20 protein-coding genes, 1 tRNA gene and 1 pseudogene are annotated in these 19,505 nt (G+C 64.3%); 9 read left to right on the top strand and 13 right to left on the bottom strand.

What is annotated here, in order from left to right; genetic code table 11:
- Positions 1-152 precede the first annotated feature (152 nt).
- Together ABIB91_RS28095 and ABIB91_RS28090 are read left to right on the top strand one after the other, a co-directional pair.
- Positions 153-2,057: a sensor domain-containing diguanylate cyclase gene (locus tag ABIB91_RS28095; protein ID WP_354169144.1), complete on the top strand. Its 1,905-nt coding sequence runs from the start codon at positions 153-155 to the stop codon at positions 2,055-2,057.
- Positions 2,058-2,123: 66 nt separating this feature from the next.
- Positions 2,124-2,771, top strand: coding sequence for an HAD family hydrolase (locus ABIB91_RS28090; protein WP_354126847.1), 648 nt, complete (start codon positions 2,124-2,126; stop codon positions 2,769-2,771).
- 31 nt (positions 2,772-2,802) lie between these two features.
- Here the strand turns inward: ABIB91_RS28090 and ABIB91_RS28085 are convergent, their stop codons facing one another.
- The 6 genes from ABIB91_RS28085 to ABIB91_RS28060 form a co-directional block, all read right to left on the bottom strand.
- A complete protein-coding gene (locus tag ABIB91_RS28085) occupies positions 2,803-3,771 on the bottom strand; it encodes an ABC transporter ATP-binding protein (RefSeq protein WP_354169147.1) in 969 nt (322 codons plus the stop codon).
- Positions 3,768-4,763: an ABC transporter ATP-binding protein gene (locus tag ABIB91_RS28080; RefSeq protein ID WP_007597391.1), complete on the bottom strand. Its 996-nt coding sequence runs from the start codon at positions 4,761-4,763 to the stop codon at positions 3,768-3,770. The genes ABIB91_RS28085 and ABIB91_RS28080 overlap by 4 nt, the downstream gene beginning before the upstream one ends.
- Positions 4,763-5,680 carry an ABC transporter permease gene (locus ABIB91_RS28075; RefSeq protein WP_007597392.1) on the bottom strand — a complete coding sequence of 306 codons (918 nt, stop codon included), beginning with the start codon at positions 5,678-5,680 and terminating at the stop codon, positions 4,763-4,765. Before ABIB91_RS28075 ends, ABIB91_RS28080 begins: the two co-directional genes overlap by 1 nt.
- Positions 5,646-6,605 (bottom strand): ABC transporter permease, encoded by a 960-nt coding sequence (locus ABIB91_RS28070; RefSeq protein ID WP_354169152.1) that lies wholly within the window; start codon positions 6,603-6,605, stop codon positions 5,646-5,648. Before ABIB91_RS28070 ends, ABIB91_RS28075 begins: the two co-directional genes overlap by 35 nt.
- A 28-nt stretch (positions 6,606-6,633) precedes the next feature.
- Positions 6,634-8,424: a peptide ABC transporter substrate-binding protein gene (locus ABIB91_RS28065; RefSeq protein ID WP_007597396.1), complete on the bottom strand. Its 1,791-nt coding sequence runs from the start codon at positions 8,422-8,424 to the stop codon at positions 6,634-6,636.
- Between the two features lie 261 nt (positions 8,425-8,685).
- Entirely contained in the window at positions 8,686-10,104 is a 1,419-nt protein-coding gene (locus ABIB91_RS28060) for a M20 family metallopeptidase (protein WP_035993690.1), read from the bottom strand.
- Positions 10,105-10,389: 285 nt separating this feature from the next.
- Between ABIB91_RS28060 and ABIB91_RS28055 the strand changes: the two genes are divergently transcribed.
- From ABIB91_RS28055 to ABIB91_RS28045, 3 genes are all read left to right on the top strand, one after another.
- The gene (locus tag ABIB91_RS28055) at positions 10,390-11,361 is read left to right on the top strand and encodes a S1C family serine protease (RefSeq protein WP_007597405.1); all 972 of its coding nucleotides are present in this window, start codon (positions 10,390-10,392) and stop codon (positions 11,359-11,361) included.
- Positions 11,362-11,389: 28 nt separating this feature from the next.
- Complete coding sequence (locus ABIB91_RS28050) at positions 11,390-12,460, top strand: phospholipase (RefSeq protein ID WP_354169157.1); 1,071 nt, start codon at positions 11,390-11,392, stop codon at positions 12,458-12,460.
- 82 nt (positions 12,461-12,542) lie between these two features.
- Positions 12,543-12,749, top strand: a complete 207-nt coding sequence (locus ABIB91_RS28045) for a hypothetical protein (protein ID WP_007597407.1) — start codon at positions 12,543-12,545, stop codon at positions 12,747-12,749.
- A 79-nt stretch (positions 12,750-12,828) separates the two neighbouring features.
- Here ABIB91_RS28045 and ABIB91_RS28040 read toward each other — a convergent pair whose 3' ends face one another.
- The 4 genes from ABIB91_RS28040 to ABIB91_RS28025 all read right to left on the bottom strand — a co-directional run bounded on the left by ABIB91_RS28040 (position 12,829) and on the right by ABIB91_RS28025 (position 15,199).
- A complete protein-coding gene (locus ABIB91_RS28040; protein ID WP_354169161.1) occupies positions 12,829-13,488 on the bottom strand; it encodes a DsbA family protein in 660 nt (219 codons plus the stop codon).
- Positions 13,489-13,575: 87 nt separating this feature from the next.
- Positions 13,576-14,298: an LrgB family protein gene (locus ABIB91_RS28035; RefSeq protein ID WP_354169164.1), complete on the bottom strand. Its 723-nt coding sequence runs from the start codon at positions 14,296-14,298 to the stop codon at positions 13,576-13,578.
- Positions 14,295-14,678: a CidA/LrgA family protein gene (locus ABIB91_RS28030; protein ID WP_354169167.1), complete on the bottom strand. Its 384-nt coding sequence runs from the start codon at positions 14,676-14,678 to the stop codon at positions 14,295-14,297. Before ABIB91_RS28030 ends, ABIB91_RS28035 begins: the two co-directional genes overlap by 4 nt.
- A gap of 44 nt (positions 14,679-14,722) precedes the next feature.
- Positions 14,723-15,199 carry a PaaI family thioesterase gene (locus ABIB91_RS28025; protein ID WP_354169170.1) on the bottom strand — a complete coding sequence of 159 codons (477 nt, stop codon included), beginning with the start codon at positions 15,197-15,199 and terminating at the stop codon, positions 14,723-14,725.
- 205 nt (positions 15,200-15,404) lie between these two features.
- Between ABIB91_RS28025 and ABIB91_RS28020 the strand changes: the two genes are divergently transcribed.
- Positions 15,405-15,953 (top strand): TetR/AcrR family transcriptional regulator, encoded by a 549-nt coding sequence (locus ABIB91_RS28020; RefSeq protein WP_354169172.1) that lies wholly within the window; start codon positions 15,405-15,407, stop codon positions 15,951-15,953.
- Between the two features lie 46 nt (positions 15,954-15,999).
- Here the strand turns inward: ABIB91_RS28020 and ABIB91_RS28015 are convergent, their stop codons facing one another.
- Complete coding sequence (locus ABIB91_RS28015) at positions 16,000-16,491, bottom strand: hypothetical protein (protein ID WP_007597423.1); 492 nt, start codon at positions 16,489-16,491, stop codon at positions 16,000-16,002.
- A 201-nt stretch (positions 16,492-16,692) separates the two neighbouring features.
- Here ABIB91_RS28015 and ABIB91_RS28010 point away from each other — a divergent pair, with 201 nt between their 5' ends.
- On the top strand, positions 16,693-16,977 hold the full coding sequence (locus ABIB91_RS28010; protein WP_007597424.1) for a PsiF family protein: 285 nt from the start codon (positions 16,693-16,695) through the stop codon (positions 16,975-16,977).
- 98 nt (positions 16,978-17,075) lie between these two features.
- Complete coding sequence (locus tag ABIB91_RS28005; RefSeq protein WP_007597426.1) at positions 17,076-18,161, top strand: AbrB family transcriptional regulator; 1,086 nt, start codon at positions 17,076-17,078, stop codon at positions 18,159-18,161.
- A gap of 3 nt (positions 18,162-18,164) precedes the next feature.
- On the opposite strand, the gene ABIB91_RS28000 is transcribed toward ABIB91_RS28005, so the two are convergent.
- A complete protein-coding gene (locus ABIB91_RS28000) occupies positions 18,165-18,704 on the bottom strand; it encodes a disulfide bond formation protein B (protein ID WP_007597428.1) in 540 nt (179 codons plus the stop codon).
- A 154-nt stretch (positions 18,705-18,858) separates the two neighbouring features.
- Here ABIB91_RS28000 and ABIB91_RS27995 point away from each other — a divergent pair.
- Positions 18,859-18,943, top strand: a tRNA-Leu gene (locus tag ABIB91_RS27995).
- 211 nt (positions 18,944-19,154) lie between these two features.
- Here ABIB91_RS27995 and ABIB91_RS27990 read toward each other — a convergent pair.
- Positions 19,155-19,505 (bottom strand): annotated as a pseudogene (locus ABIB91_RS27990) (aldehyde dehydrogenase family protein); the annotation flags it as partial.

Raw genomic sequence — 19,505 nt, 5'->3', positions numbered from 1 at the left:
CGAAGCCGACACCTGAGGCCAGCCTGGTTAGCTCGACAATAGCCCGTCAGTTGTCGAGGACTGTTCCGACCGGAAGCGCACAATCCGCGCGGATGTTGCAACAGCCCGTTAAGGCCAAAGTGAGAGGTTTGCGCCGAAATGGAGCAAGCCTGATGACCACGGGCCGAGAACTCGGAAAGACGCGCCTTCCGCTCTGGGCGGCGGGTTTCGTCATCCTGACCTGCTTCGCCATCCTCGGCTTGAGCGGCTGGCGCGAATGGGAAACCCGCAACGCCGAACTCAGGAACGCCGAGATCGATGTCGCCAATCTGGCGCATTCGCTGATCCAGCATGCGGACGACACGTTCGAACTCGTTGATACGATCCTCGTAGGCCTGGTCCATCGGCTCGAAATCGACGGGACGGGTCCGGACACGATTACCAAGCTTCAGGCCTATCTGCCGACACGGAAATCATCGGACCGCATCCGCGGCATCTTCGTTTATGACGCGACCGGGCAGTGGCTGGCTACGACCGAGCACCTCGATTTCTCCAAGCTCAACAACAGCGACCGCGAATATTTCCAGCGTCATCGTGGCTCGCCCGAGATGGGCACGTTGATCGGATCGCCCGTGAAGAGTCGAGCCGGGGGCCAATGGGTCGTCACCGCGTCCCGCCGGATCAACGATGCGGACGGCGGCTTCGCCGGCGTTGCCCTGCTCACGATCGATGTCAGCTATTTCGTTACGTTCTACGAGCGGTTTGACATCGGTACGAACGGCTCGGCATCGCTGCTCAACGATAGCGGCATCATGCTGGCGCGCAGCCGCGACGAGAGCGGCGCCTTTGTCGGACGCGACCTGTCCAATGCACCCTTATTCAAGGGATGGGAAAGCCGTCCCGCCGCAGCAGTCTACTACTTCAAGTCGCCGCTCGATGGCGTCCAGCGGCTGAGCTATTACCAACGCAGCAGCCGCTATCCCCTGATGGTGTTGGCGAGCAAGTCGCGGGACGACGTGCTGGCGCCCTGGCGGCAAGCCGCGGCTGCGCGCAGCACCTTCGTCCTAGGCCTCGTGCTGCTGATCGCGGTGATTGGCTTCTACCTGGTCCGTCAACTCGTGCAGCGGCAGCGCATGGCCCAGGCCCTCGTCGTCAACGAAGCAAACTTCCGCCTGTTGGCCGAGCAATCCAGCGACATGGTGACCCGGATCGGGCTCGACAACCGGCTGCTCTACGTTTCCCCCTCCTGCGTACGCATCACGGGCTGGTCCTCTGACGAACTGCTGGCCACCTCGGCCCTGGCCGGCATTCATGCCGACGACATCGAGCGGGTTGAGCAGGCCATCGCCGCGCTTAAGAATGGCGAGGCCGAGGAGGCGCGGTTCGTCTATCGCCAGCGTCATCGCGACAAGGGCGAGATCTGGGCGGAGGCGGCGTTGCACGTGACCCTGGCATCGGACAGCGGCGAGATCGACGGCGTCGTCGCGGTGGTGCGCGACATGACCGAGCAGAAGGACCTTCAGGACAAGCTCGCCTCGCTTGCGACGACCGACGGCCTCACCGGGCTCGCCAATCGACGCGCATTCGACGAGCGCCTCGCTGATGAATGGGCGCGGGCCCGGCGCGACGGCTCGCAGCTCTCGCTCCTGTTGATCGATGTCGATCATTTCAAGAAATTCAACGACCAATATGGCCATCTGGCGGGTGACGGATGCCTGCGCGCGCTGGCCCGGATCCTATCAGCGCACACCAAGCGCCCGGCCGATCTCGCGGCGCGCTATGGTGGCGAAGAATTCGCCGTGCTGTTGCCGAACACCGGTCCCGAGGGCTGCGCCGAGGTCGGCGATGGGATTCGCAAGGCCCTGCAAGATCTCGCCATGCTGCATGCGCAAAGTCCCCCCTCCCGCCTGGTGACTGCAAGCATTGGCGGCGCGACGAGCCTTCCATCCCAAACCACGACGGACTGCAGCACGCTGGTCGCCGCCGCCGACCGCGCGCTGTACGCCGCCAAGGACAACGGCCGTGACCGGCTGGTGATGTCGGGACAGGTCGTCCCCTGGCCCGCCAGGAGCGCGTGACGGATCGACCGTTGCCCCGGATTTGTCGCCCGCGCTCCAGCGCGGTATGGCTTGGATCACGGCCGGATGGTCGGCCAATCCGAGAGTGCTGCTGTGACTGGTAAAATCAAACTCGTCCTCTTCGACATGGACAATGTCCTCTGCGACTACGACAGGGCAAAGCGTGTCGCATGGCTGGCGAAGCTTGCGGGGACCACGAGCGAATCCGTCCACAAGGCGATCTGGGACAGCGGCTTCGAGCTGCTCGGCGATTCCGGCACTCTCGACGCCGCGGACTATTTGCGGGGCTTCGGCGACCGCATCGGCTATCCGCTGTCACTGGACGAGTGGATCGAGGCGCGACGCCGTTCGATGCAGGCCGATCGTGCGATGCTGGAGATTGCCGGCAGCTTGCGGCAAACCATCGACATTGCCGTCCTGACCAACAACACCACGCTGGTCGCCGACCATATCGCTGCACTGCTGCCGGAATTGCCGCCGCTGTTCGGCTCCCGAATCTATGCCTCGGCCCGGTTCAAGACGGCGAAGCCGGACCCGCGCTGCTTCCGCCTTTGTCTGTCGGAGCTCGACGTCAAACCGGAGAGCGTCCTGTTCGTCGACGATCTCATGCCCAATGTCGCCGGCGCGCGAGAGGCGGGTCTGTTCGCGCATCACCACACCTCGGTTGAGGCTTTCAGGCAGGCCCTTTCGGGGCACGGCCTGCTTCACGCATGAATGCGTGCTCCGCATTTCTCGGCGTCAGGCGTCAGGCGAGATGGCACGCCACGAAGTGCCCGCCCGCTCCTTCCTTCAGCTCCGGTGCGCTTTCTGCGCAACGCGGCTGGGCGATGGGACAGCGGGTGTGAAAGTGGCAGCCCGACGGCGGCTTCATCGGGCTCGGAACGTCGCCCTTGAGGCGGATGCGCTCGCGCTTGAGCTTGGGATCGGGCACCGGCACCGCTGATAACAGCGCCCTCGTGTAGGGATGCTGCGGATTGCGGTAGAGGTCGCTGGCCTTGGCGAGCTCGACGATACGGCCAAGATACATCACCGCGACGCGGTCGGAGATGTGCTCGACCACCGACAAATCGTGCGCGACGAAGAGATAGGTGAGGTTCAGCTCGGCCTGGAGATCTTCCAGCAAGTTGATGACCTGCGCCTGGATCGAGACGTCGAGCGCAGACACCGGTTCGTCGCAGACGATCAGTTTCGGCTCGACTGCGAGCGCACGCGCGATCACGATGCGTTGGCGCTGACCGCCGGAGAATTCATGCGGATAGCGGCGCATGTGCTCGGCCTTGAGCCCGACCTTCACCAGCAGGCTCGCGACGCGATCCTCACGCTCCTTGGCCGATGAGCCGAGCTTATGGATGACGAGGGCTTCGCCGAGGATGGCGCCGACCGTCATGCGCGGATTGAGAGAGGCGAACGGATCCTGGAACACAAGCTGCATGTTCCGCCGCATCGCGCGCAAATCGTTGCCGCCGAGCTGGCGGACATCCTGACCGTCGAAAACGACCTCGCCGTCGGTCGGCTCGATCAGGCGCAGCACGCAGCGTCCGGTCGTCGACTTGCCGCAGCCGGATTCGCCGACGAGGCCGAGCGTCTCGCCGCGGTTGACCGAGAACGAGACCCCATCGACGGCATAAACGCTGCCGACCTGACGCGACAGCAGGCCGCCGTGCACGGGGAAATATTTCTTCAGGCCGCTGACGCAGAGCAAGGGCTCGGTCATGCTGTGCCTCCCAACTGCGTATCTCCCAGATGGCAGGCCATGCGGTGGCCTGGCGCGATCTCGCGCAGCAGCGGCTCCCTCTCGGTGCAGACGCTCATGGCGTGGCGGCAGCGTGGAGCGAAGCGGCAGCCGACCGGCGGATTGATCAGGATCGGCACCGAGCCGCCGATCGCCTCCAGCCGCACCTTGTGCTCGCTGTCGAGATCGATGCGCGGGATCGAGCGGATCAGTCCCTGGGTATAGGGATGGCCGGGATTACCGAAGAGCTCGTCGACAGACGCCTCCTCCACGACCTTGCCGGCATACATCACGACGACGCGTTGCGCGGTCTCGGCGACGACGCCCATGGCATGGGTGATCAGCATCACCGCCATGCCGAAACGTTCCTTCATGTCCTGGAGCAGATCGAGGATCTGCGCCTGAATGGTGACGTCGAGGGCCGTGGTGGGCTCGTCGGCGATGATCAGCTTCGGCTTGCAGGCAAGCGCCATCGCGATCATCACGCGCTGGCGCATGCCGCCGGAGAACTGATGGGGATAGTTGTGCACGCGGCCTTCGGCATTGGGTATCTGCACCAGCTTGAGCATCTCGATGGTGCGCTCGAGCGCCTGTTTCCTGGTGACGTTCTCATGGCGGCGCAGGCTTTCGGCGATCTGCTCGCCGATGGTGAGCACCGGATTGAGCGAGGTCATCGGCTCCTGGAAGATGAAGCCGATCTCCTTGGCGCGGATCTCGTCGAGCTGACTGCTCGTCAGCGGCACGAGATCGCGGCCTTCGAAAATGATCTCGCCTGCCGCGATGCGGCCCGGCGGCATCGCGATCAGCTTCAGGATCGACATCGCGGTGACGGTCTTGCCGCAGCCGGATTCGCCGACGACGCAGAGCGTCTCGCCGCGGTTAATGGAGATATCGACACCGTCGACGGCCTGGAGGATGCCGTCGTCGGTGGAGAAGTGGGTTTTCAGTCCCTTGATCTCGAGCAACGGCGCCATCAGATCACCCGCCGCGCATCGAGCGCGTCACGCAGGCCGTCGCCGATGAAGTTGATGGCGACCACCGCGATGAAGATCGCGCCGCCCGGAAACAGCGCCCAGTGCGGGCCGATGTCGAGAAAGTCTTTCGCGTCATAAAGCAGCCGGCCCCAGGTCGGCGTATCCGGAGGGAAGCCGAGGCCGAGGAAGGACAGTGTCGATTCCGCGATGATGGCTGCGGCCACGTCGATGGTTCCGGCGATGATCACCGGACCCAGCGCATTGGGCAGGATATGGCGCACCACCTGCCGCACCGGGCTTGCCCCGAGCGCGCGCGCGGCTTCGACGAATTCCTTCTCCCGGATCGACAGGAACTGGGCGCGGACGAGGCGCGCGACCGGCATCCAGCGCAAGCCACCGATCACGAGCACGATCAGGATGAAAATGCCGCCCTCGGGGCCGAAAGCGGCCTTCAGCCCATCGCGGAAGAGATAGATCAGCAGCAGCAGCAGGGGCAATTGCGGCAGCGACAAAAAGAGATCGGTGAGCCACATCAGCCCATGACCGAGCGCACCGCGCGACATGCCAGCGAGCGCGCCGATCAGCACCCCGACAAATACCGAGACCAGCATCGCCGCGAGGCCGACCGCGAGCGAGATGCGCCCGCCATAGATCATGCGGGCGAGGATGTCCTGCCCGAGATCGTCGGTGCCGAAGGGATGGGCCAGCGACGGCCCCTGCATGCCCGCCACGATGTCGATGTCGTCGATCTTGACCCGCCAGATGAAGGGGCCGACCACCACCGCCAGGATCAGAACGAGGAGCAGGAACGCGCTGACGACGGCAAGCTTGTGGCGGCTATAGCGCCGCCACGTCTCGCGCCAGGGCGAGTAGACGCGCCGCTCAGCGGAGGGAGATGCGAGGGTCAAGCCAGCCATAAAGAACGTCCGCGATGAGGTTGAACAGCACGACCAGGCACGCAAAGACGAAGGTGACGGCCATCACCACCGGCGTGTCGTTGGAAAGGATGGAGGAGATCAGCAGCGAGCCGATGCCGGGAATGCGGAAAATCTGCTCGGTGACAATGGCGCCGCCGAACACCGCCGGGATTTGCAACGCAATCAGCGTGACGACCGGGATCATCGCGTTGCGCATCACGTGCTTGATGATCAACCGCCGCTGGCCGATGCCCTTGGCGCGCGCGGTGGTGACGTAGTCCAGCCGGATCACGTCCAGCATCGCCGAGCGCACGAAACGCGTCATCGAGGCAGCCTGGAACAGGCCGAGCACCGCCACCGGCATGATCGCCTGACGGATCATCTCCAGCACCCAGTGAATACCCGTGCCCTTGATGTCGGTCGTGTAGACGAAAGGCAGCCAGTCCAGCGTGACCGAGAAGATCAGGATGAACAGGATGCCGGTGAAGAAGGTCGGCAGCGAGAAGCCGACAAAGGCGAGCGTGTTGGCGACCTGGTCGAACAGCGAATAAGGTTTCGTTGCGGCATAGACCCCGACCGGGATCGCGATCAGGAGCGCCAGGATCTGCGCCGAGCCGATCACATAGAGCGTCGTTGGCAGTCGCTGGAGAATGAGCGTGTCGACGTTCATCCGGCTGACGAAGGAGAAACCCCAGTCGCCGTGCAGCATGGCGTTGAGCCAGTGCAGGTAACGAAGGTAGATCGGATCGTCGAGGCCGAACTTCGCCCGAAGCGCGAGAGCGACTTCGGGCGGCACGTTCGGATTGGTCGCCAGCTCCGAGAAGGGATCGCCCGGGGCTAGTGCGAGCACGACGAACAGCACGAGCGAAATTCCGAGCAGGCTCGGAATCGCGATCAGGAGGCGACGCAGGACATACTGGCTCATGAAGAAGGACCGCTCTAGGCGTGCGTGATCATTCTTCGCGGTACCAGTCGAACAAATTGTCGGTCTCGTTGGCCCAGCCCGAAACCACCGGGCGCAGATTGTTGGCGGCCGCCTCGACCTTCAGGCGGTGCTGCACCGGGATGAAAACGATGTCCTGGTACATGAGATCATTGGCCTTGATGTAGAGCGCCGCGCGCTTGACCGGATCCATCTCGCCGTCGGCGGCCTGGATGGTCGCGTCGTACTCCTTGTTGACCCAGCGCGGAAAGTTGGTGCCCTGCCACTTGTTCTCCTTGGTGGCAACGAGGTTCGAAAGGTAGCGACGCATGTGCTGCGACGGATCGGGCTGACTCAGCGGGATCTGGAACATCTCCATGTCGGCGTAGAACTTGGAATAGGTATCGGGATTGCCGACGTCGGAGGAGAAGAACACGGAGGCGACGACCGATTTCAGCTCGACGTCGATGCCCGCCTTCTGGCAGGCCTGCTTGACGATCGCCTGCGTCTTCTGGCGCGGCCCGTTGATCGAGGTCTGATAGACGAGCTTGAGCTTCTTGCCGTCCTTTTCGCGGATGCCGTCGGCGCCCGGCTTCCAGCCGGCATCGTCGAGGATCTTCGAGGCCTTCTCGACGCTGAACTCCCACGAGGTGTTCTTGGACACGAATTTTTCGGGCCCATTGAGGAAGTTGGCGGTGGTGCGACCGGCGCGGCCGTAGATCGCCTTCTTGACCGACTCGCGATCGATCAGCAGCGAGAGCGCCTTGCGCACCGCTGGATCAGAAAACAGCGGGTGCTTGGTCTTCATCGAGGAGCGTTCGCCATCGACCTCGGTGTTGGGGTCGGTGAAGTTCAGCGCGATGAATTCGGTGTCGCCGCCGACGGCGTAGACGGTCTTTCCCTTGCCGCCCTTCTCCAGGCGCAGCAGCACGTCGTCCTCAACCTGAATGTTCCAGCCGAAATCATACTCGCCTGTCTGGATCACCGCGCGCGCGGCAGAGACGGCATCGCCGCCGCCCTTCATCTCGATCGAATCGAAATAGGGCCGGTTCGCCATGTGATAATCGGGATTGATCACGCCGCGGACAAGATCGCCCGGCTTGAACTCGACGAACTTGTAGGGGCCGGTGCCGACCGGCGAGAGGTTGGTCGGCGCCTCCCGCGACTTGGACCCCATATAGTCTTTGAACAGATGTTTTGGGATGATGGTATTGGGAGCCCCGACAAAAGCGTCGGCCCAGAACGGCGTCGGCTTGTTGAACAGGATGCGGACCGTGAGGTCGTCCACCTTCTCGACCGTGATGTCGCGGAGCGTCGCGATGGTCAGTGCGGAGGTCGCCGGATCCTTGGCATATTCCCAGTTGAAGACGACGTCGTCGGCTGTGAACGGCGTGCCGTCATGCCATTTGACGCCGGGCTTGAGCTTCCAGGTCACCGACTTGCCGTCAGCGGCGAGGCCTCCGTTCTGGATCGAGGGAATTTCGGCGGCCAGAACCAGCTTCATGTTGCCGTCGGGATCCCAACAGGCGAGCGGCTCGTAGAACAGGCGCGCGCCGTCCTGGTCCTTGGTGCCGGTGGCAAAATGCGGATTGAGCAGGGTGGGCCCCTGCCACCACAGCAGCTTGAGCGCACCACCGCCGCCGCGCTTGGTCGGCTTGTAGGTCGAGGCGCCCTCAGCCATGGCGACGCCACCAAGCGCGAGGATCTGGTTGGCCAAAGGCGCGGTGAGACCCACGGCAGCCAGGCGCTGAATGAAGCCGCGGCGATCCATCCGCCCGTCCTTCACGTCACCGATCATCGAACGCAGTTCTTTATCCAGCATGGTTGTCCCCGTCTGGTTCCCGTATGGATGCAGGCGGTCGCGCGAGGCGACCACCGGGATTGGCTGGCGGTAGATGGCACACCGAATGGGGTGCGCGTCAACTGCGACCGTGTGTATGCAAACGGTCTTCTGACTGTCTGTTGGGCAAAACCATATTCCGCAGCCCATCCGTTCGGCAATCCAGCATCAAAACACGCTGAATTCCGCGCTGCACTGCAGAAAATTTGGTCGCCGCATCAGACGAAGTATCGAGGCGAAATTCTACGCCACGGACATGTCGAGCGGCGGCGCGACGTGGTCTGGCAGCGGACAGACGTAAGGCGTCTTGGCCGTCCGCTTCTCGAGGTCAGCCTTGGCAGCCTTGATCAGCTCCGGGTCCGTCAGCGCCTTGATGCCGATGCCGGCCATCGCCTTAGCGGCCTGCACCATGGCCTTGTGAGCATGCGCGCTCTTGCCCTGCGCGACCACCTGCCAGGTGTGGAAGGGCGTGCCAATTGCAACCGTGGGTGCGTGGACCTGCACGGTCGGCACGACCCAGCTCACGTCGCCGACGTCGGTCGAGCCGACCAGCGGATTGCGCTTGGCATCGAGTGGCACCAGGAAGTCAGCCAGCGGCCGGTCGGTCGGCTCCATGCCGATCGCGTAATAGACCGACTCGATGTCCTTGTCGCTCAGCGTCGCGCGGATCTCCGTGGCAAAGCCCTTGTCCGCGTCGTCGAAATGCGGCGGTCCAAGTTCTTCCATGACCCGGTGCAGCGCCTGCTCCAGCGGCGTGTTCGGCAGGATGTTGGAGACCGCGGAGATGATCTTCATCTCGACCTTGGTCTCGGTCATCAGCGCCGCGCCCTCCGCGATCTTGCTCACGCGTCCAACCAGCTCGTTCATGCCGGGCAGATCACGGGCACGGATCGAATAGCGCACGCGTGCATGCGCCTGCACCACGTTCGGGGCGATGCCGCCGGTGTCGAGCAGCGCGTAGTGCACGCGCGCGTCGCTCGGCATGTGCTCGCGCATATAGTTCACGCCGACATTCATCAGCTCCACAGCGTCGAGCGCCGAGCGGCCGAGATGCGGCGAGGCTGCCGCATGCGAGGTGCGGCCGGTGAAGATGAAATCGGCGCGGGTGTTGGCGAGTGACGGCGTCACCGCGACTTCCCAGAAGCTGTGCGGATGCCAGGTGATGGCGATGTCGGCGTCTTCAAATGCACCGGAGCGTACCATGAACGCTTTTGCCGCGCCGCCTTCCTCGGCGGGGCAGCCGTAATAGCGCACGCGGCCCGGCACCTTGTTCTCGGCGAGCCAGTCCTTCACCGCGGTCGCGGCGAGGAGAGCTGCGGAACCGAGCAGATTGTGGCCGCAGCCATGACCGTGGCCGCCGGTCTCGACCGGACGATGCTCCGCGACGCCCGCCTCCTGGCTCAGGCCCGGCAGCGCGTCATATTCCCCCATGAAGGCAATGACCGGTCCGCCCTCGCCCCATTCGCCCATCACCGCGGTCGGAATGCCCGCGAGCTGCTCGGTGATGCGAAAACCCTGATGACGCAACTCGGCGAGATGTTCTGCGGCGGACCGCGCCTCGGTGTAGCAGACCTCGGGCATGCCCCAGACCTTGTCGCTGAGGTCGATGAAACGTGCCTTGATCGTGTCGATGCCACGCCAGATGTCGCTGCGGTTGTCCATGCTTCGGTCCGTGATCCCTGGGTCAAACGAAGCGGCAATGGTTAGCAGCTTCAATGTACGGCGCCTAGCACCTCGCCGGACAGCAGCCATGCGGTCAATGCCGGAGAGCCGCCCGACCGACCCGTGCATGAACCGGTCCTGTGCCTTTCAAAGATTTCATACGGCGTTCTCTGGAATAGTTGGGAACGAGGCTTTCAAGACGGCCTCCTCCGGCCTAAATTATCGGTGCTTCGCGTGTCGTTCCGCTAGCCACGGCGGAGCGATGCTCTCAGCCAGGAGAACTCCATGCCCGCTCTGACCGAATGGAGAGTGCCGCCGGCCAATCAGCCGCGGGCGAGCGATTATGATTTCGATCTCGACCGCGCGCTCGCCTCCGTCGTCGGCCTGCATGCCATCATCCCGCCGGACGCCTTCAGTGCCGAGACGCTGGGGACCGAGCGCGCCGGCAACGGCGTCGTGATCGACCACGGGCTGGTGCTCACCATCGGTTACCTCATCACCGAAGCAGAGTCGGTGTGGCTGCATGTCGGAGACGGGCGCGTGGTGGAGGGACATGTGCTCGGCTTCGATGCCGTCACCGGCTTTGGCCTGGTGCAGGCGCTCGGCCAGCTCGAGGTCGACCCCTTGCCGCTCGGCATCTCGGCCGAGACCCGGCTCGGCGACCGCGTCGTGGTCGGCGGCGCCGGCGGACGCACGCGTTCGGTCGCGAGCCAGATCGTGGCCAAGCAGGAATTCGCGGGCTACTGGGAATATCTGCTGGACGAGGCCATCTTCACCCATCCCGCGCATCCGAACTGGGGCGGCACGGCGCTCCTCAACGAGCGCGGCGAGTTGATCGGCATCGGCTCGCTCCAGCTCGAACGCGAGCGCGACGGCAAGGCCGAGCACGTCAACATGATCGTGCCGATCGACCTGTTGAAACCGATCCTGGACGATCTGCGCAAGTTCGGCCGCGTCAACAAGCCGGCACGGCCGTGGCTCGGACTCTTTTCGACCGAGATCGACAACCGCGTGGTGGTGATCGGGATCTCCGCCAACGGTCCGGCCGCCCTTGCCGAGCTCAAGACCGGCGACGTCATCCTCGCGGTCGACGGCGAGAAGGTCACGAGCCAGACCGGCTTCTACAAGAAGCTGTGGAGCCTCGGCGCTGCCGGCGTCGACGTGCCGCTGACGGTACATCATGAAGGCGTCACCTTCGACGTCACGGTAACCTCGACCGATCGCTTCAAGCTCTTGAAGGCGCCGAAGCTGCACTGACAAGCCGAACTGAAGCAAGGAAACGACGATGAGCGAGGCCGTCGTTGACGATATCGTGGCCGTGCTGCCGCCGCTGCTCAATGCGCTGGAGGCGCTCGCCTTCTTTCAGCGCAACCTGCACCCCCCGGCCTTCGGCTCGGTGATGAACGCGATCGGCGCTCCCGACGAGGCGTTGCAAACGGTGCGCGCGGCAATCGGAGAATGGCCGGAACAGTTCACCGGACTGCGCGAGCGGCTCGATCGGGCCTGCGACGAGACGCTCGCCGCCTTTACCGGCCTGCGCGAGGTCGAGCGTGGCAATGGCGATCTCGTCGCGGTCTTCCGCGCGCTGCGCCACGTCCCGCGCGCGCAGGAGGCACTCTATCCGCTGGCCGTGCAGTTTCCGCCCGTGAGCAGCTTCTTCCTCAACTCCGCCAATCGCGAGAATGCCGACCTGTTGTCGCGACTCGAAGCCGGCGCGGACGCGCACACCGGCATCATCCACGATCACAACGAGCCCGGCAGCCGCGGTGGCTTTTCGGTCTACGTGCCCGAATATTACACTCCCGAACGCGCCATGCCGCTGGTGATGGCGTTGCATGGCGGCAGCGGCAATGGCCGCGGCTTTCTGTGGAGCTGGCTGCGCGATGCCCGCAGTCTTGGTGCGATCCTGGTGGCGCCGACCGCGACCGGCCCGACCTGGGCCCTGATGGGCGACGATTCCGACACGCCCAACTTCATGCGCATTCTCGATACGGTGCGCAGCCGCTGGACCGTCGACGCCTCGCGCATGCTGCTGACAGGCATGAGCGACGGCGGCACCTTCTGCTACGTCACCGGGCTCGACGGCGCCTCGCCCTTCACGCATCTCGCGCCGGTGTCGGCGACCTTCCATCCGCTGATGGCGGAGATGGCCGATGCCACACGCCTGCAGCGGCTGCCGATCTTCATCACGCACGGCAAGCTCGACTGGATGTTTCCGGTGCAGACCGCGCGGCAGACGCAGGCAGCCCTCGCCGCCGCCGGCGCAGACGTGACCTATCGCGAGATCGACGACCTCAGCCACACCTATCCTCGCGAGATCAACGCGGAGCTGGTGCAGTGGCTGAATGAAGCGTGAACGGATCGTCCTTACCTGCGCCGTACTGCCGCGGAACTATCATTCCGGGCCGACGTTATCGCCCGTCATCGGAGGTTTCGCCATGCGGATGTTTCTTGGAATGATTTTGGGCGCGCTGCTGCTTGCCTGCAGCGTGTATGTCTATGACTCCATGCAGACGTCGTCGGTTGCTAATGGCGAGGTTGCGACGACTAATCGCACCATCGTAAACTGGGATGTCGCAAAGGCCGATTGGGAAGCGCTGCGCGATCGCGCGCACAAAGATTGGGTCCGCATCTCCTCGAAGTAACGACGTGGTATCATGAATGAAATGAGGCGCCGTCGCGGGTCCGCGGCGGCGCCTTCGTATGCGGTGAATATCGCTCGGCTCAGTTCATCTTGGCCTTGCGGGCGTCGGCGATGACCTGCTCGAACTCGTTCATGCTGAGCACGCCCGGCACGCGGTACTTGCCGACGATGAAGGACGGGGTGCCGCGGAAACCGAAGGCTTCGGCCTGCTCGTTGTTGCGCTTGAGCACGGCGTCGATGTCCTTGGCGTGGTCTCCGAGATCGCGCTTCAACCGATCCATGTCGACGCCGGCGGCCGCGAGCAACTCGTTGATGCGTGGCTCGGTCAGGCGCGAGCTGACGCCCATCATGGCGTCATGGGCCTGGTGGTATTTGTCCTGGAATTTCGCCGCGAGCGCGGTCCGCGCCGCCGTGACCGAAACCGGCCCGAGGATCGGCCAGTCCTTCATCACCAGCCGGACCTTGCCGTCGTCCTGGATGACCTGACGCAACTCGGGCTCGAGCTTGCGGCAATAGGGGCAGTTATAGTCGGACCATTCGATGATGCTGATATTCCCGTCGGGATTGCCGGCGACGGGAACATCGGGGTCGCGCAGCACCTTGGCTTCAGTCAGCACCTCGTCTTCGTCGGTCGCCGCGCGCACCGACGTGATCCCACCCGCGACAAGGGCGCCCACCCCGATCAGCGTCAGTGCCGCGCGCCGCGTCGGCACAAGGTCTTTGTTCCTGAATCCAGCCATATCTCGTTCCATTTCGGTCCCATCTCCGTCGATACGGTTCGAGACTGGGAATTGTTACAAATCATATAGAGTGCCGCGGCGCCGATGTCATCGCACCAGCAGCGTGACCGCCAGAGGTACCAGGAAGGAGGTCACCAAAGCGTTCAGGCTCATGGCGATCCCGGAGAAGACGCCGGCGATCTCGTCGACCTGGAACGCGCGCGCGGTGCCGATCCCGTGCGCGGCAAGGCCGGCAGCAAAGCCGCGGGCGCGGAAATCGCTGATGCCGGTGCGGTTCATCAACGGCGTCACGATGATCGCGCCCATGATCCCGGTCAGGATGACGGCAACCGCTGCCAGCGAGGGATCGGCGTGCAGGGATTCGGCGATGCCCATGGCAACGCCGGCCGTGACAGATTTCGGCGCGAGCGACAAAACCACATCGCGCGGCAGACCGGCGAGCTGGGCCAGCAACACCACGGACACCACGGCCGTGACCGATCCCGCGACCAGCGCCACCAGCATCGGCACGATCGAGGCGAGGACGCGCTTGCGGTTCTCGTAGAGCGGAACGGCCAGCGCGACCGTCGCGGGCCCCAAGAGGAAATGTACGAACTGCGCGCCGGCGAAATAGGTCGTGTAGGAGGTGCCGGTGAGCAGCAGGAACGCGCCGACGATCCACATCGCATGCAGCACGGGATTGGCGAGGGGATGACGCCGCGTCGCCAGCGACACCGCGTCCGTGCTGGCATAGACCAGCAGCGTCACGGTCAACCAAAGCAGCGGCGACTGCGAGAGATAGACCCAGAGCGAGAACGGATTGTCCTTCATCGCGCGTCCTGTTGCCTCAACAGGCGGCTGACCAGGCGGAAGGTGAGTACGGTTGCGAGCAGCGTGACGACCACCGACAGCGCGAGCACGAGGATAATAGCGATGCCGTGCGACGCGAGCAGGTCGAGCTTCTGCACGACCCCGACCCCAGCCGGCACGAACAGCAGCGACAGATGCGCCAACAGACCCTTGCTCGCCGTCTCGACGCCATCATCGCGCAGCGGCCCGCGCGCGAGAAGCGCAAAGCGGTCGCGCGCGAGCAGCAGGATGAGGAGCAGCAAGAGGGCAAGCACCGGGCCTGGCATCGGCAGGCCGAGGCCGCGTACGACAGCTTCGCCGATCAACTGGCAGAGCAGGATGAGACCAAGACTTGCAAGCATGATTTGGGCATCAAGGGATGCGCCGGCGGTCTTGTCAATCGCCGCTATGCAGCGGTGGTGCGCGGCTCGTGCGAAGCGGCAACGCGCGGCAGCATCGCCATCAGCGTCCCGGTCATCGTGGCGATCAACGTAACCTTGCCTTCGTGCTCGGCAAACGCCTTGGCCTCGCAAAAGGTCAGCGTGCGGCCGGGCTTGACCACCTCAGCCTTGAAGACGAAACGCTCGCCCCGTGCCGGCGCGAGCAGCGTTGTCTTGAACTCGACAGTGAGGATATCGGCCTCGCGCGGCATCAGGGTAAAGGCGGCGACACCACAGGCATTGTCGAGGCCTGCGGTAATGATGCCGGCGTGAACAAAGCCGTTCTGCTGTGTGAGGGCCGGCGAATGCAGCATGGCGAGTTCAGCCTCGCCCGGGGCAAGGCGGACGATCACGATGCCGAGCGTGTGCATCGCCGGCTGGCCGTCGAACATGGCGATGGCAGCCGCGCGATAGCCCGGGTTCTTCGGCTGGTATGCGGCCATGACTCAGGCCTCCGCCGGCTCGGCGAGGTGCCTCAAAGCGACGTGATCGCACTGCCACGGATAGACCGTGCCGCGATAGGTCGCCTCCTGCTCCATCGCAATTCTCCCTGGCCTTTTCTGCCTTTGATTATTGATACGGTAGCGTATCAACCTCCTCCCGCGTTAGCAATACGGCACCGTATCAAGAATCGGCGAGGCTGCCTGCATGAGTGACGGCAAAGGCGATGTCTGGGTCGAGGCAGGGCTCACCGAGCTCGCCCGATCGGGGGTCGAGGGGGTGCGCGTGGAGGTGCTCGCCAAGCATTTGGGCGTCACCAAGGGCGGCTTCTACCGCCGCTTCGCCGACCGTGCCGCGCTGCTCGGTGCCATGTTGGAACGCTGGCGCGAGGGGCGCTCAACGGCGATCGCGCAGCAGACGAGCCTCGATGGCCAAGACCCCCGTGAACGGCTGCGGGCGGTGATCCAACTCTATTCCGAGCGGCTCAATCCGGACGGGATGGCAATCGAGCTTGCGATCCGGCAATGGGCCCGCTCGGACGAGGGCGCCGCGACAGCGGTGGCGAACGTGGACGCGGCGCGGCTGAAGCACGTCGCCGAACTCTATCGCGCGACCGGCCTCGATACCGAGGCAGCCGAAGCGCAGGCCTTCCTGTTCTACTGCTTCATCTTCGGCCAGAGCCTGCTGTTCGTCGAGCGCGGCCCGCGCAAGCGATCGCAGCTCGTGGCGAAATCGGCCGAGAAGCTACTGGATTAAGCAAGAGGCCGGAGCTTGGCCCCGGCCTCTGTGTCGTCTTGAAGCGTCAGGCGGCGCCCTTCAGCTTCTTGTTGCATTCGCTGTAATAGCCGCCGCCCTTCTCGATCCACTTCATGCCGCCATTGCCGTTGGTGGTCTTGTTGGCGTTGTACTGGTCGACGCAGGTGTGCAGGCGCCCCTTGCCGGGGGTCTCCTTGGCGTATTTCGGATCGACCGCGTTCGGATAGATCGCGGGGCCGGCCGGCAGGGTCGGCGCAGCAGCCGGGGCGGCCTCCTTCTTCGCCTGCTTCGGCTCGGCAGGAACGGCGGGCGCAGCAGGAGCGGCCGCGGTCGGCGCAGCCGCTGGCGTCGCGTCCGCGCCGCACTGGGCCTTGCGGAAGTCGTTCCACTTCGTGGTGCCGAGCGAGCCGTCCTTCTTGGCGGCCTGGTATTTCGCGCTGCACTCCTGCGAGGTCAGCGCCTGCGCCGGCGCACTTGCCACCAGCGCGGCAAAGCCCGACAGCGCAACTGCACACAGCAACTTTGATTGAATGGTCATCCTTGTCTCCTCCTTGATCTTCCCCCGAGGGAAGTGAACCGAGGATTGCTATCCTAGCGTGCTGCCCGCTCGCGACAAGGAAGCGATGGCTGCTGCCGCCAAAATATAGTGACCCTCCACGTTCGAATTATTCATGTCGCGTTCAGCAACGCCAGCCGACTTTCGCGCCCTTCGCAATTCCCGCAAGAAGAGTGCAGCACCATGACCTTCACATCTCGCCTCGCCGTCGTCGCTCTCGCCTCCCTTCTCGCCACCGGCACTGCCTTCGCGCAGACCGCCGCGCCGGCAGCAAAGACCGACACCAAGACCACAACCGCCGCCCCCATGGACAAGAAGGCACCGAAGGAGCACTCGGCCGAGTCGCTCGAATGCTCCAAGCAGGCCGACGCCAAGGGCCTGCACGGCAAGGAGCGCAAGAAATTCCGCTCCGAATGCATCAAGACCGCCAAGGCCGGCATGGCCGCGCCGGCTGCGGACAAGAAGTAAGTCCTTCCCCCCTGCTCACGGCTTCGGCGAGAGGCGCGCGCATTGCGGCATGACGTGGCCGCAATTGTGCGCCTCTCGCTGATTTGCGATAAGGTGGTGTGAAGCAAATCACCGCCTCCCTGCCGTTCGAATGGCCGAGCCGTGCCAAGATCTTGAGCACGGTGGAAACGCTCGTCATTGGCACCGCCGGAGGCCTCGTGTTTCTGCTCGCGGGCCTTCCGGGGGGATTGATCTCGGGCTCCATGATCGCGGTCGGGGTCGCCGCGATCGCCGGTCGCCAGCTGACGCTGCCGCCGATCCTGACTCAGACCGTGCTGGTGCTGCTCGGCATTTCGTTAGGATCAGTCGTCTCGCGCCACCTGCTTCAACAGGTCAGTGCCTATCCGCTCACCATCGGGCTGCTCGCGCTCGCGACCTTCTGCTCGACCTTCGGCTCCAGCTATTATCTCCAGCGCATCCACGGCTGGGACCGCACCTCGGCCTTCCTCGCCGGCAGCCCCGGCGCGCTGTCGCAGATCACGATCTTGGCGGTCGAGCGCGGCGCCGACCTGCCGGGCATCGCGGTGGTGCAGACCATGCGCGTCATCATCCTCACCGCGGCACTGCCCATGGTGCTGGCGTTCGCCGGCGTCGCACCCTCCGTCGCGCCGTCGCTGACGACGACGATTGCCTCGCCGCTCGACCTGGTCGAACTCGTCGCGGCCTCGCTGGCCGCGGCACTCCTCCTGCGGCTGATCAGGTTTCCGGCGAGCTGGATGTTCGGTGCGATGATCGGCTCAAGCGTGCTGCATGGCGCCGGCTGGGTCGAGGGCGGCCTGCCGGACTGGGTACGCGGCGTGGCGCTGGTCGGCATCGGCGCCCTGATCGGCAGCCGCTTCGCGCGGATGCGGATCAAGACGCTCGCCGGCCACATCAACGCGGCGCTGGGCTCGTTTGCCGTCGCCATCGCCGTCTCCGCGATCTTCGTCGGCATCGTGGCGCTCACCACGCAGGTGAAATTCTCTGATGTCGTGGTCGCCTACGCCCCCGGCGCGATGGACGCCATGCTGGCGCTGGCCCTGACGCTGCACATCGACCCGATCTTCGTCGGCGCACATCACCTCTCGCGTTTCGTCTTCGTGACGATCGCGACGCCGGGCATCGTGCACCTGTTCGGCCGGACGCAGGACGATGTGGATGATTGAGCCTCAGCGCTTCGCCGTCGCAACGAAGCCCCATGCGGCGATCGCAGCCATCAGGAGCGAGATCAGCACGTTGTAGCCGGCAAGCGAGAGGCCGAGGAAGCGCCACTGCACCTCGTCGCAGCGGACCACCTTCACGGTGTCGAGCCGCGACAGCAGATCGGTGGCGCTGCCGAGATTGACGACGGGACCGGAGCAGTCGGTCGGTCCCTTCCAAAAGCCCCATTCGACGCCGGCGTGATAGGAGCCGAGCCCGGCATTGGCGAGGCTCGCCAGCGCAAGGATCGCAAGGCCCGCGAGCAGCAGCGGCCTCGGCGCACCGCCCCGCGCCGCGAGTGCGATGAGCAGGCCGAGGGGGATCGCGAGGTAATAGGCGTAACGCTGCTCCAGGCAGAGCGGACAGGGCACGATCCCGAGCACGAGCTGGAAGAACCAGGCGCCCGCGATCGTGGCGGCCGCAATCAGGGTCACAGCGAGCGAGGCAGTCAGAGCCGGGCTGGTGGCCGCCGATTTGAATGCAGGTATTGCGGCACTCTGGGTCGTCACGGCAGCCTCTTTTCGATGGGTCGCTTTCCAAGGCTGTAACGCCGGCTCATGCGGCTGTCGAGAACGGCCGGGATCACTTTGGCGCGGGTTGACCCCGCTTTGTCCATGGCTATAGTCCGCCGGCTTCGCGACGCCTGCTTAGGGCCGACCGAGGGCCCCTGTGGCGGAACTGGTAGACGCGCTCGACTCAAAATCGAGTTCCGCAAGGAGTGCTGGTTCGATTCCGGCCAGGGGCACCAAGTCTAGAATATAAATTATAACAATGACTTATTCGGCAGCCTCAATTCCGGATTCTCGGAAAAATTTTCGCCGCGAATTTCGATATTCCGAATGAAGAAAACTGACCGCTGAGTATACTAATTCCCTAGGTGGCTGCTCGCTCTTCACTCAAGCTAGGGCCCGAAACGGGAATTTTGCCGCCCTTGCGTGATCCGCGATTCCGGCAGCCGCTCAAGTGGCAGAACTCTGGATTCCACCCATGCAGAGGTATTTGATTTCCAGATAGTCCTCGATGCCGTATCTCGAACCCTCACGGCCGTTGCCGCTCTCCTTGCCGCCGAACGGTGCAACCTCGGTCGAGATCAGGCCTTCGTTGATACCGACGATGCCGTACTCGAGCGCTTCGGCAACGCGCCAGACCCGTCCGATATCGCGGCCGTAGAAATAGGCCGCAAGTGCGAACTCGGTATCGTTCGCAAGCCTGATTGCTTCCTCTTCAGTCTTGAAGCGCAATACAGGCGCGACCGGGCCGAAAGTTTCCTCGCGGAAGACCAACATGTCCGACGTGGCATCCGCCAACAC

Origin of the sequence: Bradyrhizobium sp. JR4.3 (assembly GCF_040547695.1) — a bacterium.
Lineage (GTDB): Bacteria > Pseudomonadota > Alphaproteobacteria > Rhizobiales > Xanthobacteraceae > Bradyrhizobium > Bradyrhizobium canariense.
The sequence above is the reverse complement of the archived record's forward strand: the minus strand, read 5'-3'. Positions and strand labels throughout refer to the sequence as shown.